General features: G+C 67.8%; 13 protein-coding genes and 1 tRNA gene. 6 read left to right on the top strand and 8 right to left on the bottom strand.

Annotated elements, in window-relative coordinates; translation table 11 throughout:
- The first annotated feature begins 38 nt into the window (after positions 1-38).
- The gene (locus QFZ47_RS13215; protein ID WP_307656059.1) at positions 39-845 is read left to right on the top strand and encodes a cyclase family protein; all 807 of its coding nucleotides are present in this window, start codon (positions 39-41) and stop codon (positions 843-845) included.
- A gap of 19 nt (positions 846-864) precedes the next feature.
- Positions 865-2,187 carry a fumarylacetoacetase gene (gene fahA, locus QFZ47_RS13210; RefSeq protein ID WP_307656058.1) on the top strand — a complete coding sequence of 441 codons (1,323 nt, stop codon included), beginning with the start codon at positions 865-867 and terminating at the stop codon, positions 2,185-2,187.
- A 57-nt stretch (positions 2,188-2,244) separates the two neighbouring features.
- Here fahA and QFZ47_RS13205 read toward each other — a convergent pair.
- The 3 genes from QFZ47_RS13205 to QFZ47_RS13195 form a co-directional block, all read right to left on the bottom strand.
- A tRNA-Gly gene (locus tag QFZ47_RS13205) sits at positions 2,245-2,320 on the bottom strand.
- A gap of 109 nt (positions 2,321-2,429) precedes the next feature.
- The gene (locus QFZ47_RS13200; RefSeq protein ID WP_307656057.1) at positions 2,430-3,341 is read right to left on the bottom strand and encodes an NAD(P)/FAD-dependent oxidoreductase; all 912 of its coding nucleotides are present in this window, start codon (positions 3,339-3,341) and stop codon (positions 2,430-2,432) included.
- On the bottom strand, positions 3,331-3,792 hold the full coding sequence (locus QFZ47_RS13195) for an RrF2 family transcriptional regulator (RefSeq protein WP_307656056.1): 462 nt from the start codon (positions 3,790-3,792) through the stop codon (positions 3,331-3,333). Before QFZ47_RS13195 ends, QFZ47_RS13200 begins: the two co-directional genes overlap by 11 nt.
- A gap of 286 nt (positions 3,793-4,078) precedes the next feature.
- Between QFZ47_RS13195 and QFZ47_RS13190 the strand changes: the two genes are divergently transcribed.
- On the top strand, positions 4,079-4,618 hold the full coding sequence (locus QFZ47_RS13190) for an adhesin (protein WP_307656055.1): 540 nt from the start codon (positions 4,079-4,081) through the stop codon (positions 4,616-4,618).
- A 56-nt stretch (positions 4,619-4,674) separates the two neighbouring features.
- On the opposite strand, the gene QFZ47_RS13185 is transcribed toward QFZ47_RS13190, so the two are convergent.
- The 5 genes from QFZ47_RS13185 to QFZ47_RS13165 form a co-directional block, all read right to left on the bottom strand.
- A complete protein-coding gene (locus QFZ47_RS13185) occupies positions 4,675-5,115 on the bottom strand; it encodes a MaoC family dehydratase (protein ID WP_307656054.1) in 441 nt (146 codons plus the stop codon).
- Positions 5,116-5,125: 10 nt separating this feature from the next.
- Complete coding sequence (gene boxA, locus QFZ47_RS13180) at positions 5,126-6,415, bottom strand: benzoyl-CoA 2,3-epoxidase subunit BoxA (protein WP_307656053.1); 1,290 nt, start codon at positions 6,413-6,415, stop codon at positions 5,126-5,128.
- 123 nt (positions 6,416-6,538) lie between these two features.
- Positions 6,539-7,966 (bottom strand): benzoyl-CoA 2,3-epoxidase subunit BoxB, encoded by a 1,428-nt coding sequence (gene boxB / locus QFZ47_RS13175; RefSeq protein ID WP_307656052.1) that lies wholly within the window; start codon positions 7,964-7,966, stop codon positions 6,539-6,541.
- A gap of 37 nt (positions 7,967-8,003) precedes the next feature.
- A complete protein-coding gene (gene boxC, locus QFZ47_RS13170) occupies positions 8,004-9,680 on the bottom strand; it encodes a 2,3-epoxybenzoyl-CoA dihydrolase (RefSeq protein WP_307656051.1) in 1,677 nt (558 codons plus the stop codon).
- Positions 9,681-10,072: 392 nt separating this feature from the next.
- A complete protein-coding gene (locus QFZ47_RS13165) occupies positions 10,073-11,026 on the bottom strand; it encodes a helix-turn-helix transcriptional regulator (protein ID WP_307656050.1) in 954 nt (317 codons plus the stop codon).
- A gap of 201 nt (positions 11,027-11,227) precedes the next feature.
- Here QFZ47_RS13165 and QFZ47_RS13160 point away from each other — a divergent pair, with 201 nt between their 5' ends.
- Genes QFZ47_RS13160 through QFZ47_RS13150 form a run of 3 tightly spaced genes read left to right on the top strand, consistent with a single transcriptional unit; the run spans position 11,228 to position 14,831 of the window.
- Positions 11,228-11,701, top strand: coding sequence for a 4-hydroxylaminobenzoate lyase (locus QFZ47_RS13160; protein ID WP_307656049.1), 474 nt, complete (start codon positions 11,228-11,230; stop codon positions 11,699-11,701).
- Positions 11,698-13,248 carry a 3,4-dehydroadipyl-CoA semialdehyde dehydrogenase gene (locus tag QFZ47_RS13155; protein ID WP_307656048.1) on the top strand — a complete coding sequence of 517 codons (1,551 nt, stop codon included), beginning with the start codon at positions 11,698-11,700 and terminating at the stop codon, positions 13,246-13,248. Before QFZ47_RS13160 ends, QFZ47_RS13155 begins: the two co-directional genes overlap by 4 nt.
- 35 nt (positions 13,249-13,283) lie before the next feature.
- A complete protein-coding gene (locus QFZ47_RS13150) occupies positions 13,284-14,831 on the top strand; it encodes a benzoate-CoA ligase family protein (protein WP_307656047.1) in 1,548 nt (515 codons plus the stop codon).
- Positions 14,832-14,898 lie beyond the last annotated feature (67 nt).

The following is a 14,898-nucleotide window of genomic DNA, read 5'->3' as shown; positions in this document are numbered from 1 at the left end:
GCCCCCATCAACACCAACACCCCACAAGGAGCCCCGCCATGCCACGCAAGTTCGTCGACCTCTCGATTTTTCTGGAAAACGATGTGCTCTCCGATCCGCCGGCCTTCGCGCCGAAGATCCAATACTTCACGCACGAGCAGACCTACGAGCAGATCGAGCCCTTCTTTCCGGGCCTCAAGAAAGAAGACCTGCCCGATGGCGAAGGCTGGGCCGTGGAGCTGGTGCAGCTTTCCACGCACAACGGCACGCACCTCGACGCGCCCTACCACTTCCACTCCACCATGGACAAGGCGCTGGGCGAGAAGAAGCCCGCCATCGCGATCCACGAGGTGCCGCTCGAATGGTGCTTCCAGCCCGGCGTGAAGCTCGACTTCCGCCACTTCGCCGATGGCTACGTGGTCACGGCAGCGGACGTCGAGGCCGAGCTCAAGCGCATCGGCCACACGCTGAGCCCGCTCGAGATCGTGGTGGTGAACACGCGCGCGGGCTCGCGCTACGGCCATCCCGATTACGTAGCGGCCGGTGCGGGCATGGGCTACGAAGCCACCATGTACCTGCTGGAGCGCGGCGTGCGCCTCACGGGCACCGATGCCTGGAGCTGGGATGCGCCCTTCGTGCACACCGCGAAGAAGTATGGCGAGACGCACGACGCCTCGCTGATCTGGGAAGGCCACAAGGCCGGCCGCGACATCGGCTACTGCCACATCGAGAAGCTGCACAACCTCGAGGCGCTGCCGCCCACGGGCTTTTTCATCAGCTGCTTTCCGCACAAGATCCGCGGCGCATCGGCCGGCTGGACGCGCGCGGTGGCGATCTTCGACGATGCGCTGATGGCGTCGGTCTGAAACGCGACAGGCCCAGGCAATGATTGCTCTGAACCACACGCACGACGCCGGCACCAGGAGTTGGGTCGGCACAGCCAACACCGCGGGCACCGACTTTTCGATCCAGAACCTGCCCTACGCAGTGTTCCGCCGCACGGGCAGCCCGCAGCCGTTTCGCGGCGGCGTGGCCATTGGCGACCAGGTGGTCGACATGGCCGCGCTCTGTGCGCGCCAGCTGCTCGACGGACTCGCGCTCGATGCGGCCCGTGCCGCCGCGCTGCCGGCGCTGAACGATTTCTTCGCGCTCGGCGGCGCCGCCTGGCGCGCGCTGCGCCACGCGCTGTTCGCATTGCTGGGCGATGACGCACCGGCCGCCACGGTGCAGGCCGTGCGCGAATGCCTGGTGCCGCAGGCCGAGGTCGAATACACGGTGCCCGCGCGCATCGGCGACTACACCGACTTCTACACCTCCATCGACCATGCGCTGAACATCAGCCGCCTGATGAACCCCGAGGGCGACGTGACGCCCAACTTCCGCTGGATTCCGACGGCCTACCACGGACGCGTGTCGACCATCGGCATCAGCGGCCAGCGCTTTCATCGCCCGATGGGGCAGACCATGGCGCCGGGCGCCAGGGCGCCCACGTACCACGCCTGCGCACGGCTCGACTACGAGCTGGAGTTGGGTGTGTGGATCGGCGAAGGCAATGCGGCCGGCGAGCCGATTCCGCTCGAACGCGCGGAAGAGCACATCTTCGGCATCTGCCTGCTCAACGACTGGTCGGCGCGCGACATCCAGTTCTGGGAGATGGCGCCGCTCGGGCCCTTTCTCGCGAAAAACTTCGCGACCACGATTTCGCCGTGGATCGTGACGATGGAGGCGCTCGCACCCTATCGCCAGACCTGGACGCGGCCGGCGAACGAGCCCCAGCCGCTCGGCTATCTCGAAAGCCCGGCGAACCGCGAAAGCGGCGCGATCGACATCCGCCTGGAGGTCTGGCTCGAAAGCGAGAAGGCGCGCCACGACGGAAGCGGGCCTTCGCGCCTGTCGCGCACGAGCTTCAGGCACCAGTACTGGAGCGTGGCGCAGATGGTGGCGCACCACACGGTGGGCGGCTGCAGCCTGAACCCGGGCGACCTGTTCGGCAGCGGCACCATCTCGGGACCGGGGCCGGGCGAAGCCGGCGCGATCATCGAGCTGACGCGCGCCGCGCAAAGCCCCGTCACGCTGGCCAATGGCGAGCAGCGCGGTTTCCTGGAAGACGGCGATGCGGTGCTGCTGCGCGGCTGGTGCGAGAAGCCGGGCCATGCGCGCATCGGCTTCGGCGAAAGCCGCGGGACGGTGCTGCCCGCGAAGGGCTGATATACCCCGTGCCCCAAAAGAAAAGGCCACCGGTGAGGTGGCCTTTTGCATGAAATGTGGAGCGGGAAAAGAGTCTCGAACTCTCGACCTCAACCTTGGCAAGGTTGCGCTCTACCAACTGAGCTATTCCCGCATTTCAGGGCTCGAATTATAGAGCGATTTCGGGGGTGTTTTTCGAGGCCGTTCATTTCGGCGCGTTTTGCGGCGTGTGCGGCCCCATTCCGGTCATCGCGGCGACGAGATCACGCGCCGAACACCGAGGCCCTGTGCAGCGACGTGCCCGCCATCACGCCGTCGGCGGAGGCGAGCGTCGCGTTGTGGAACATCATGGCCGCATCGCCCGCGGCGAACACGCCCGGCACGGTGGTCATCTTCATCGCATCGGTGCGGATGACCGGACCGAACGGGCCTTCGTCGAATGCGCAGCCGAGCTGCTCGGCGAGCGGACTGCCCATGCGCGTGCGAGGCACGAGAAACATCGCGTCGAGCGGCACGCGCCGGCCGTCTTCGAGGAAGACGCTCGAGAGATCCCGCGGCGTCGGCCCCTCCAGCGCGGCGATGCGGCCGGGCTCGATGGCCACGCCGCGCGCCAGCAGCTTCGCGCGCGCTTCGTCGTCCACCGTGTTGTTGCCGTTCAGGAAGAGCGTGGCCGGGCCCCACTCGGCGATCAGCATCGCGTGGTCCGGCGGATGCGGGCTCTCGATCAGGATGCCCAGCCGCCGGCCGCTGAATTCATAGCCGTGGCAGTAGGGGCAGTGCAGCACGCTGGTGCCCCAGCGTTCGGACACGCCCGCAATGTCCGCAGGAAAGCCATCCTGGACGCCGAAAGCCAGCACGAGCCTGCTGGCCGATACCCGCTGCTCGCCATGGCCCAGCGACGCGACGAAACCGTTCGCGCCATCGGCATGGGCCGCCACGACGCTGCCCTCGATATGGGTGACGTTGGGGTACGCCAGCACCTTGGCGCTCGCATCGGCAATCATCTTCAGCGGCGGCGTGCCGTCCTGGCCGAAGAAGCCGTGCGAGGCCGCGGCGAAGCGGTTGCGCGGCGCGCCCGCATCGACGATGCAGACCGTTTTTCGCGCGCGCGCAAGCTGCAGGGCAGCGGAAAGGCCGGCAAAGCTGCCGCCCACGACCAGAGCATCATAGTGCATGTTCGATGTCCTTGTGAGTGAAGCCGCCGCCCGTCATGCGGCGATGAAAGTCCCTGGAAAGATCGGCCAGCGTGATGCTGTTGAAACGCTCGAGCAGCAGGGCCTCGGCCTCCCGGCAGGCGCCGTCGAGCGCCGCGTTCACGGCCTGCTCGACGATGCAGCCCGGGCTCTCGGTGCGGTTGCCCATGGCCAGCAGCGCCGGAGACCCGACCGCGTTGTGGATGTCGCCCAGCGTCACCGCGGCCAGCGGGCACGACAGCACCCAGCCGCCGCCATGGCCCTTGGCCGAGCTCACGAAGCCGGCCTGGCGCAGACCCGACATGAGCCGGCGCACGACGACGGGATTGGTGTGCATGGCCACGGCCAGCGATTCGGAAGTGGCGGGCCCCTCCATCTCGGCCATGTGCAGCAGCACGTGGAGAACGCCTGAAAGCTTGCTGTCTCGTTTCATGCAACATTATTAGTTGCATGAAAGGCCAGGCATCCGGGCAGATCGCCTTTGACCCTGCCGCTGAAAAGGTTGCCTGGCCTCCCGCCGCTCTGATTCCGATCCGCTCGCAGGCAAGAAGGAGGCGCCGCCTAACGCATCACCCCCCATTTCGGACGACGGAGCCGTCCCACACGCGCCGGCGGCTGCCTCGCACACGGCGACATGTGCGCAGGTGGTCACGGTAGCAACCGAACTGGCCGCAAAGCCGGTTCTTGCCAGTGACATTCAATGAAAGGACCAGTCACCCATGAAGCAGCAACAACACAAATCCATCTTCGTCGGCGCCTTGCTCGCAGGCCTTCTTGCCATGAGCGGCTTCGCACAGGCACAAGGCGTGGGGGTCGGCGTCGGCGTGAATGCCGATGTCAATACGTCGGGCAGCGCGAACGCCACGCAACGCCAAGGTGCCGCGGGCACCGGCGCGGCCGCGCAAACGCGGGCTGAAGGAGGTGCCGCCACCGGTGCCGGCGTGCAACCGGTCGAAGTCCCCGGCAAGGCCGCAGGCGGCCTGGGCAATACCTTGGGCGGCGTGGTCGGCGGCGCGACGGGCGCGGTCGGTGGTGCCACCGGCGCAGTCGGCGGTGCGACCAGCGCAGTGGGCGGCGCCACCAATGCCGCGAGCGGCGCAGCCGGCAACGTGACCGGCGCGACGAATGTCGTGGGCGACACGGTGGGCGGCGCGGCCGGCGCTGCGGGCTCGGCCGGCGGCGCAGTGAAGCCTTCGGGCGCGCGCGCCAAGGCCAGCGGCAAGGCCCAGGGGTCCGGCGCGGTCGACGTCAAGAAATAAGCACTTCGCTCAGGGAAAGAAGCCCGCGGCGCACGAGCACCGCGGGCTTTTTTTTCTTAACTTGCGTCCAGCCTGAACAGGCTCGTCACTTCCACATCGAGCACCATCAGTTCGCGCTGGTTGAAGAGCCGCCAGCGCCAGCGCAGGATGCCGAGCGTGGGCCGCTTCTCGGAGTGCCGTGCCTCGATGACATCGGCCACGAGCCGCAAGGCATCGCCGGGCCGCACCGGGTGAGGCCAGCGCACATGCTCGAGCCCCGGCGAGGCAAAAGACTCCGAGCCTTCGAGCGCGGCATCGACCACGAGCCGCATCGCGATCGAGCAGGTGTGCCAGCCGCTCGCGATCAGCCCGCCGAATGCGCTGTTGGCCGCGGCCGCCGCATCGGTATGAAACCACTGCGGATCGTAGGCCTGCGCGAATCCGATGAGTTCCGCTTCGGAGACGACATAGGGCCCGGCCTCGATGACCTGGCCGGGGTGGAAGTCGGCGAACTTCATTCGCCGCAGCTTAGTATGTTTCGAGGTGCAAACGGCCTTCGCGCTTGAGTGCGGCGCCGACCGTGTCCCAGTCGAGGCCCGCTTCCTTGGCCACATCGCGCAGCGCGAGCACCACGCCCTCTTCCATACTCTTGAGTCCGCACACGTAGAAGTGGCTCGCGCCGTCCTTCAGCAGTGCGGCCAGGTCGGCGGCGCGTTCGCGCATGAGGTCTTGCACGTAGCGCTTGGGTTGACCCGGCGTGCGCGAGAACGCGAGGTTGATGTCGATGAAGTCCTTGGGCAGCGACTGCAGCGGACCGAAGTACGGCAGCTCCTGCTGGGTGCGCGCGCCGAAGAACAGCATGAGCTTGCCGCCTTCGAACTTGCCGCTCTTGCGCAGCCGGCGGCGCCATTCGGTCATGGCGCGCATCGGCGCGCTACCGGTGCCGGTGCAGATCATCACGATGTGCGACCTGGGATGGTTCGGCATCAGGAACGAGGAACCGAAGGGCCCCACCACCTGCACCGTGTCGCCGACCTTGAGGTCGCAGACGTAGTTGGAGCACACGCCGCGCACCGGGTCGCCCTGGTGGTCTTCGGTCACGCGCTTCACGGTGAGCGACACGTTGTTGTAGCCGGGCCGCTCGCCGTTGCGCGGGCTGGCCACCGAGTACTGGCGCGCATGGTGGCGTTTGCCGATGGCGTCGACGCCGGGCGGCACGATGCCGATCGACTGGCCTTCGAGCACCGGGAACGGCACCGCGCCGAAGTCGAGCACGATGTGATGCGTCTCGCTGTCGAAGCCGGCCTCGGTGCAGTTGAAGTTGCCCACCACGGTGGCGGTGGTCGGCGCCTTCGGCGCAAAGAGGTTGGTGTAGGCGTGCGCGGCCGACCAGGGCGGCACGCTGGCGCCGTACTGAGCCGAATTGAAGACCGGCTCGGTGGAATCGACCGCGGCCTGCGCCGGGGTCTGCGAAGGTGCGGCGGCCACCGCGGCTTCATCGCCGGCTTCGGCGGAAACGCCCGCGGCCTCGAGCTCCTCGGGCGTGAGTTCGGCGGGCAGCGACTCCCAGGTGAGTTGCTCTTCGATGGAGTACGCGCGCACCAGCGGCATCGTGCGCCAGTTGTCGATCGAACCCGTGGGGCACGGCGAGATGCAGGCCATGCAGCCATTGCAGATGTCGGCGCGCACGACGTAGTTGTTGTCGTCGTGCGTGATCGCGTTGACGGGGCAGGTGGCCTCGCAGGTGTTGCAGCGGATGCAGATCTCGGGGTCGATCAGGTGCTGCTTGATGACTCCGGCTTCAACGGCCATGTCCATGTTTTTTCTCCTTTCCCTCGCCCCTTGGGGAGAGGGTCAGGGTGAGGGGGCGGCAGCTTGTCGTGGGGACGCCGCCTACCCTCACCCCTGCCCTCTCCCCGAGGGGAGAGGGAGCCATACCCATCAACCGAAACGCACGTACTCGAAATCGACCGGCTGGCGGTTGATGCCCATCACCGGCGGCGAGATCCAGCCCGCGAACTTGCCCGGCTCGACCACACGTCCCATCAACGATGCCACGAAAGCGAAGTCTTCGGTGCTCGGCAGCCATTCGTTTTTCTTCGCGGCCCATTCGACCTCGTTCACCACGCGGCCTTCGGGCGACATCTTGATGCCGGCGAGCGCACCGATCTGGCGGTTGAAGGCCTTGTGCGGCACGGTCAGCCGGGTCGGGATGCCGGCCTTCTCGAGCACCTTGTTCCAGCGGCCCACGCCGGCCACCGAGTCCTTGATGAAGTCGTCGCGCAGCACTTCGTTGAGCGCGTTGAGCATCGGCACGTCTTTTTCGACGAGCTGGCCGTCCTTCACCTCGAGCACCTTGTAGGTCTGGCCCTTGAGCACGTGGTCGTCGCCTCGCTTGCCTTCCTCGTAGCGGCCCTTCAGGCCCGAGCTGTAGAAGATGGCGGCATTGCTCGACTGGTCGGCGCCGAACAGGTCGATGGTCACGCTGTAGTGGAAGTTCAGGTAGCGCTGGATCGTGGGGAGGTCGATGGCGCCGGCCGCGCGCACCTTCTGCGCGTCGTCGGTCTTGAGCTCGTTCATCACCTGCGCGGTGCGCGCCAGCACGCGCGAGACGCCGCTCTCGCCCACGAACATGTGATGCGCTTCCTCGGTCAGCATGAACTTGGTGGTGCGCGCGAGCGGATCGAAGGCGCTCTCGGCCAGCGCGGCCAGCTGGAACTTGCCGTCGCGGTCGGTGAAGTAGGTGAACATGAAGAACGCGAGCCAGTCGGGCGTCTTCTCGTTGAAGGCGCCCAGGATGCGCGGGTTGTTGGCATCGCCCGAGGTGCGCTGCAGCAGCGCATCGGCCTCTTCGCGGCCGTCGCGGCCGAAGTGCTTTTGCAGCAGGTAGACCATCGCCCACAGGTGGCGGCCTTCCTCGACATTGATCTGGAACAGGTTGCGCAGGTCGTACATGCTGGGCGCGGTCAGGCCCAGGTGGCGCTGCTGCTCGACCGAGGCGGGCTCGGTGTCGCCCTGCGTCACGATGATGCGGCGCAGGTTGGCGCGGTGTTCGCCGGGCACGTCCTGCCAGGCCTTCTCGCCCTTGTGGTCGCCGAAGTGGATCTCGCGGTTGGCATCGCCCGGATTCAGAAAGATGCCCCAGCGGTAGTCGCGCATCTTCACGTGGCCGAACTGGGCCCAGCCCTGCGGATCGACGCTCACCGCCGTGCGCAGGTAGACCTCGTGGTTGGTCGAACCGTCGGGGCCCACGTCGTCCCACCAGTTGATGAAGTTGGGCTGCCAGCCTTCGAGCGCGCGCTGCAGCGTGCGGTCTTCGCCGAGGTTGACGTTGTTGGGGATCTTCTCGCTGTAGTTGATCGTGCTCATGGCTGTTCCTTGGGTTGTGCGGACTGACGCTTCTTCTTCAGACGCGGTTCAAATCAAAGCCGGCCTTTTCACCAGTGCCGTAGACCTTGAGCGCGCCCTTTTCGCCGACGGCGTTGGGGCGGTTGAAGATCCAGTTCTGCCAGGCGGTGAGCCGGCCGAAGATGCGGGTGGCCATGTTCTCCTTGCTCGCGAAGCGCAGGTTGGCTTCGAGGCCGGTGAGCGCGTCGGGCGACATGGCGGCGCGCTCCTCGATGGCGATGCGGATCTCGTCCCCCCAGTCGATGTCGTCGGGCGCGGCGGTGACGAGGCCGAGCTTGAGCGCCTCGTCGGCGTCCAGCGGCTTGCCGGCCGCGGCGCGCGCGGCGTCCAGCGGCGCGGCCTCTTCGTAGAAGCGGCGCTGCAGGCGGCTCTGGTCGTTCACCATCGGGAAGAAGCCGAAGTTGAATTCGTTGAGCACGAGCTTCGGTGCGCGCGCGGCGTCGTCGGGCAGCGCGAGCATATAAGTGCGGTCGGCCGCAAAGGCCAGTTCGGCCAGCGTGCCGGCAAAGCACGAGCCGGCCTCGACCAGCGCGAACAGGCTGCGCGACGACACGTCCAGCCGCGCCAGCGTGCGGCGCAGCGCGCCGATGGTTTCGCGCACCAGCCAGTGGTCCTTGTGGGCCAGCATCACGGCGTCCGAGGCGAGCACGGCTTGCGCGTCGCCTTCGGTCTTGAGCAGCCAGGTGCCGATGTCGAGCTCGTTGGTGCGCAGGTTGAGGATCGCGTCGTCGAGCTCGCGGCACACGGCGAGCGGCCACCAGGCGGCGCCCGCGGCTTCGATGGCGGCGATGTCGGCCGGCTGCGTGCCGGTGGGCGCCTTGACGGTGAAGGTGGCGGTGCGCTTGCTGCGGTCGATCTTCACGTCGACGTGCGAATAGGCGATGCCGTCGGCGCTGTCGGTGCGCTCGAGGCGTGTCAGCGCCACGCCCTTGCCGCCGGCCGGGCGGTCGCTCATGGCGGCGAGTTGCGCGGCACGTTCCTGCACGGCGGCCGCGAACTGCGCGGGCTTGGCCACGGCATCGACCAGGCGCCAGTCGACCGCGCGCTGGCCGCGCACGCCTTCGACGCTGGTGCAGAAGATGTCGGCGAGGTCATGGCGCACGTGGCGCTTGTCGGTCACGCGGGTCAGGCCGCCGGTGCCGGGCAGCACGCCGAGCAGCGGCACTTCGGGCAGCGACACGGCCGAGGAGCGGTCGTCCACCAGCAGGATCTCGTCGCAGGCCAGCGCCAGCTCGTAGCCACCGCCGGCACAAGCGCCGTTCACCGCGGCGAGGAACTTCAGGCCCGAGTGCTTCGACGAATCCTCGATGCCGTTGCGCGTCTCGTTGGTGAACTTGCAGAAGTTCACCTTCCAGGCGTGGCTCGACACGCCCAGCATGAAGATGTTGGCGCCCGAGCAGAAGATGCGGTCCTTGCCGCTGGTGACGATCACGCTGCGCACTTCGGGGTGCTCGAAGCGCACGCGGTTGAGCGCATCGTTGAGCTCGACGTCCACGCCCAGGTCGTAGCTGTTGAGCTTGAGCTTGTAGCCGGGGCGGATGCCGCCGTCTTCCGCGATGTCGAGCACGAGGCGCGCGATGGCGCCGTCGAAGCTCAGCGACCAGTGGCGGTACTGGGCAGGCTCGGTGCGGTAGTCGACGCGCGGCGGCGCCTGGAGCGTGGTGGTGTCGGTCATGCGGAAGTCTCCTGTGGGGCTGTGTTCGGAAACCGTGAACAGGAAAGATAGTGCACTTTCTTGCTCCGATGACATGCATCATGCTGCATGCAAACAGGCAAGTCAATGCCTGTTGTGCTTTTTTTCAGATTCGGGGCGCGTGCACAGGGCACCGGGTACTCCCCTCCGCGAATGTCCCCCGCCTTCGGCTCCTCCTTTATTTCGCTGCGGGGAGCACCCGATGCCCTGTGCACCTGGGCACGCTGCTGGTGTATCGCTGATCAACGACTGCTCTGAAGACGATCCCGCTGATGGGGTGCCTTGCGCAGCGAAATCAAGGAGGAGGCCGCAGGCCGGGGGACATTCGCTTCGCCGCGTACCCCGTCGGCGGGAGCGCGCCCTGAACACTCAGCTCAAGCGCCCAGCCCCATCGATTGGCGGGCCACGGCGCGCAGCGCCTGGAAGCTCTGCGCCAGCGTCTTGCCGCTGGTGTCCACCGAAAGATCGGCCTTCGAATAGAAGGCGGCGCGGCCGTTCAGGATGCGGCGCAGGTCCTCCATGGCTTCCTTGCTGGCCGCCATCGGGCGGGTGTCGCCCTGCGCGGCCACGCGGCCCATGTGCTCCTCGGGCGCGGCCTGCAGCCACACGGTGGTGCAGTGCGCGAGCAACTCGTTGAAGGTGGCCGGGTCCGAGACGATGCCGCCCGGCGTGGCAATGACCACTTCGCTGTAGATCTGGATGGTTTCCTCGAGCGCGCGGCGCTCGTAGCGGCGGTAGGCGTTGGTGCCGTAGAGGTCGTGGATCTCGCGCACGCTGCAGCCCGCGAGCTTCTCGATGTCGCGGCTCAGCTCCACGAAGGGCAGGTCCAGATCGTCGGCCAGCATCTGCCCGAGGGTCGACTTGCCCGCGCCGCGCAGGCCCACGAGCGCGATGCGCCGGTGGCGCGCCGGGTCGACCGAGGCCGTGCCCAGCAGTTCACCGACCGCCACGCGCACGCGGCGCAGGTCGGCCTCGCTGCGGTTCTCGAGCAGCTCGCGGATCAGCAGCCATTCGGGCGAGCTGGTGGTCACGTCGCCGACCAGCTCGGCCAGCGAGCAGTGCAGCGCGCCGGCCACCTGCTGCAGCACAAGGATCGACGCGTTGCCGATGCCATATTCGAGATTGGCGAGGTGCCGCTCCGACACGTCCGCCGCAATGGCCACCGCCTTGCGCGTGAGGCCGCGCTGCGCGCGCAGGTTGCGCACGCGCTCGCCCAATGCCGCCAGCAAGGGGTTCCTGGCGGCCTCCCCGGCCGGCGCTGCTGTGTTGCTGGCGGGGTTGCCAGCGGGCGCGGTGGCCAGCGCCGCCGCGTCTACGTGCTCGTTCATGCATGTCCTCGTTCTTGGCCGGGATTGTGCGCGCTCAGGGTAAACACCATGGATGCACTATATTGCTTGACACTCATTGTCTCGGTGCTTATTGTTCGACCACAAGCAAGATACTGCACGCGCGGGATTCTTGCAAGGTAGTTCAAAAGTTCGCTGCGGTATCCAACCTGCCAGCCAGCCTCCAAAAAAGGAAGCCCGCCAATGTCCAGCAAGGAAGCATTTCACCAATTGATCGCCGGCCTGGCCGCCGAAATCGCCGGCCGGCCGCTCGACGAACAACTCGACCGGTGGCTCAACGCCACGCATGGCGCGGGCAGCGCGCGCTTCGAGGCGCTGCGCCAGGCCTGCATCGGCGGCGTGGCCGAAGGCTGGCTCTGCGAGCGCGAAGGCGGCGGCATCCGCTATGGCCGTGTCTTCAAGGCCGAGGACGCGCTGCACCGCTTCTCGGTCGACGTGGTCGACATGCAGGACATCGCGGGACCGCACCACACGCATCCGAACGGCGAGATCGACCTGATCATGCCGCTCGAGGGCAGCCCCGGCGCCACCTTCGACGGCCAGCCCGCGGGCTGGTGCGTCTACGGGCCCGGCACTGCGCACCGGCCGACGGTGGCGAATGGCCGCGCACTCGTTCTCTATCTGTTGCCCGAAGGGCAGATCAAGTTCACCCCATGACCGAACTCCTCCCCAACCACGTCGCCGGCCGCTGGCAAGGCGGATCGGGCGCCGGCACGCCGCTTTTCGATCCGGTGCTGGGCACCGAGCTCGTGCGCGTCGACGCTACCGGCCTCGACCTGCCGGCCGCCTTTGCCTTTGCGCGCGAACAGGGCAGCAGCGCACTGCGTGCCCTCACCTACCGCCAGCGCGCCGGCCTGCTCGGCGCCATCGTGAAGGTGTTGCAAGCCAACCGCGATGCGTACTACGAGATCGCCACCGCGAACTCGGGCACCGTGAAGAACGACTCGGCCGTCGACATCGACGGCGCGATCTTCACGCTTGGCCAGTACGCGAAGTGGGGCGACACGCTCGGCGATGTGCGCGCGCTGCGCGACGGCGATGCGGCCCGGCTCGGCAAGGAGCCGGTGTTCCAGTCGCAGCATCTGCAGCTGCCGACGCACGGTGTCGCGCTGTTCATCAATGCCTTCAACTTTCCTTCATGGGGGCTGTGGGAGAAGGCCGCGCCGGCGCTGCTCTCGGGCGTGCCGGTGATCGTGAAACCCGCCACGGCCACCGCCTGGCTCACGCAGCGCATGGTCAAGGACGTGGTCGATGCGGGCGTGCTGCCCGCGGGCGCGCTCTCGGTCGTCTGCGGCAGCTCGGTGGGCTTGATGGATGCGCTGCAGCCCTTCGACGTGGTCTCCTTCACCGGTTCCGCCGAGACGGCGGCGCTGATCCGCTCGCACCCGGCCGTGGCCGAACGATCGGTGCGCGTGAACATCGAGGCCGACAGCCTCAACAGCGCCCTGCTGCTGCCAGGCGCCGCGGCCGGCAGCGAGGCCTTCAACCTGCTGGTGCGCGAAGTGGTGCGCGAGATGACGGTGAAGTCGGGCCAGAAGTGCACCGCAATCCGGCGCATCCTGGTGCCGGCCGAGCTCTACGACGCCGCGGCCGAAGCCATCGGCGCCAAGCTCGCGGGCATCACCGTCGGCAACCCACGCAACGAGAGCGTGCGCATGGGTTCGCTCGTGAACCGGGCACAGATGAAGGCCGTGAGCGAAGGCCTGCAAGCGCTGTCCGCGCAGACCACCGTGCTGTACGACGGCCGCAACACGCCGCTGATCGATGCCGAACCGGCCGTGGCCGCCTGCATCGGCCCGGTGCTGCTGGGTGCGCGCGATGCCGATGCGGCGCAGCGCGTGCACGACGTGGAAGTGTTCGGGCCCGTCGCCACGCTGCTGCCGTATCGCGATTTTGCGCACGGCATTGCGCTGGCGCACCGCGGCCAGGGCTCGCTCGTCACCTCTTTGTATGGCAGCGACGATGCCGCGCTGGCACGGGCCGCGCTCGCCGTCGCGCCGAGCCACGGCCGCGTGCACGTGATCACGCCAGAGGTGGCACAGGCCCACACCGGCCACGGCAACGTGATGCCGATGTCGCTGCACGGCGGCCCCGGCCGCGCGGGCGGCGGCGCCGAGCTCGGCGGACTGCGCGCGCTCGACTTCTATCACCGCCGCAGCGCGGTGCAGGCGAGTCCCGGCGTGCTCGCCCACCTCGGCCTCTAGAGAAAAGAAAAGCACAGGCCCCACGGAGACACACGATGAGCCCACCCGCACGATTCAATTTCGCCGAGCACCTGTTCGCGCTGAACCGCGGCCGCGCCGAGCGCACCGCCTACATCGACGACCGCGGCACGCTCGCCTATGGCCAGCTCGAGGACCGCGCGCGCCGCCTGGCCGCCGCGCTCAAGGCCGCCGGCGTGCGGCGCGAAGAGCGCGTGCTGTTGCTGATGCTCGACAGCAGCGACTGGCCCGTGAGTTTTCTGGGCTGCCTCTATGCCGGCGTCGTTCCCGTCGCCGTCAACACGCTGCTCACGCCCGAGGACTACGCCTACATGCTCGACCACAGCCGCGCGCAGGCCGCGCTGGTGTCGGGCGCGCTGCTGCCCACGCTGCAGGAGGCGATGGCCCGTGGCGCGCATGAAGTGCACACGCTGATCGTCTCGCAGCCGGTGGGCGCGCTGCCCGAGGGCGCGCAGGAATTCGAAGCCGCGCTCGCCGCTGCCGCGCCGATGGCAGCGCCCGCGGCCACGGCCTCCGACGACCCCGGCTTCTGGCTGTACTCCTCCGGCTCCACCGGCAAGCCCAAGGGCACGGTCCACACGCACGCCAACCTGTGGTGGACGGCCGAGCTCTACGGCAAGCCGGTGCTCGGGCTCACCGAGAACGATGTGTGCTTCTCGGCCGCCAAGATGTACTTCGCGTACGGCCTGGGCAATGCGCTGACCTTTCCGCTGTCGGTCGGCGCGACCGTGGTGCTGATGGCCGAACGGCCGACGCCCGACGCGACCTTCCGCCGCTGGGTGGAGCACAAACCCACGGTGTTCTTTGGCGCGCCCACCGGCTTTGCCGGCATGCTCGCCTCGCCGAAGCTGCCGGCGCGCGAAGCCGTGGCCCTGCGCATGTGTTCTTCCGCCGGCGAGGCGCTGCCCGGCGAGATCGCGCAGCGCTTCAAGGCGCACTTCGGCTGCGAGATCATCGACGGCATCGGCTCGACCGAGATGCTGCACATCTTCATCTCCAACCGCCCCGGCGACGTGCGCTACGGCACCACGGGCAAGCCGGTGGAAGGCTACGAGGTCGAGCTGCGCGGCGAGGACGGCCGCCTGGTGCCCGATGGCGAAGTGGGCGACCTCTTTATCCGCGGCCCGAGCGCGGCGCTGATGTACTGGTGCAACCGCGAGAAGTCGCGCGAGACCTTCCAGGGCGGATGGACCAAAAGCGGCGACAAGTACACGCGCGATGCCGACGGCTACTACACCTATGCCGGGCGCAGCGACGACATGCTGAAGGTCAGCGGCATCTATGTATCGCCGTTCGAGGTGGAAGCCACGCTGATGCAGCACCCCGCGGTGCTCGAGGCCGCGGTGATCGGCAAGGAAGACGCGGACGGGCTGACCAAGACCAAGGCCTTTGTCGTGCTGAAGGACGGCCAGTCGGTCAGCGACGAGGAGCTGAAGGCTTTCGTGAAGGAGCGGCTCGCGCCGTACAAGTACCCGCGCTTCCTGGAATTCGTGCAGGAGCTGCCGAAGACGGCGACGGGGAAGATCCAGCGGTTCAGGCTGCGTGAGCGGGAGAAGCAGGCATGAGGATCCCCTTGCCTTTCTCCCTCCCCTCCCGGGGGAGGGTTGGGGTGGGGGCAGGTGGCCTTTGCAT

The organism is Variovorax paradoxus, from assembly GCF_030815975.1.
Lineage (GTDB): Bacteria > Pseudomonadota > Gammaproteobacteria > Burkholderiales > Burkholderiaceae_C > Variovorax > Variovorax paradoxus_N.
The sequence above is the reverse complement of the archived record's forward strand: the minus strand, read 5'-3'. Positions and strand labels throughout refer to the sequence as shown.

Coding starts and splice junctions, on each gene's coding strand:
- boxC (WP_307656051.1), bottom strand. CDS start 9,680: ATGACCGACACCACCACGCTCCAGGCGCCGCCGCGCGTCGACTACCGC.
- QFZ47_RS13185 (WP_307656054.1), bottom strand. CDS start 5,115: ATGAAGTTCGCCGACTTCCACCCCGGCCAGGTCATCGAGGCCGGGCCC.
- boxA (WP_307656053.1), bottom strand. CDS start 6,415: ATGGACATGGCCGTTGAAGCCGGAGTCATCAAGCAGCACCTGATCGAC.
- QFZ47_RS13200 (WP_307656057.1), bottom strand. CDS start 3,341: ATGCACTATGATGCTCTGGTCGTGGGCGGCAGCTTTGCCGGCCTTTCC.
- QFZ47_RS13195 (WP_307656056.1), bottom strand. CDS start 3,792: ATGAAACGAGACAGCAAGCTTTCAGGCGTTCTCCACGTGCTGCTGCAC.
- QFZ47_RS13150 (WP_307656047.1), top strand. CDS start 13,284: ATGAGCCCACCCGCACGATTCAATTTCGCCGAGCACCTGTTCGCGCTG.
- QFZ47_RS13215 (WP_307656059.1), top strand. CDS start 39: ATGCCACGCAAGTTCGTCGACCTCTCGATTTTTCTGGAAAACGATGTG.
- fahA (WP_307656058.1), top strand. CDS start 865: ATGATTGCTCTGAACCACACGCACGACGCCGGCACCAGGAGTTGGGTC.
- QFZ47_RS13190 (WP_307656055.1), top strand. CDS start 4,079: ATGAAGCAGCAACAACACAAATCCATCTTCGTCGGCGCCTTGCTCGCA.
- QFZ47_RS13160 (WP_307656049.1), top strand. CDS start 11,228: ATGTCCAGCAAGGAAGCATTTCACCAATTGATCGCCGGCCTGGCCGCC.
- QFZ47_RS13165 (WP_307656050.1), bottom strand. CDS start 11,026: ATGAACGAGCACGTAGACGCGGCGGCGCTGGCCACCGCGCCCGCTGGC.
- boxB (WP_307656052.1), bottom strand. CDS start 7,966: ATGAGCACGATCAACTACAGCGAGAAGATCCCCAACAACGTCAACCTC.
- QFZ47_RS13155 (WP_307656048.1), top strand. CDS start 11,698: ATGACCGAACTCCTCCCCAACCACGTCGCCGGCCGCTGGCAAGGCGGA.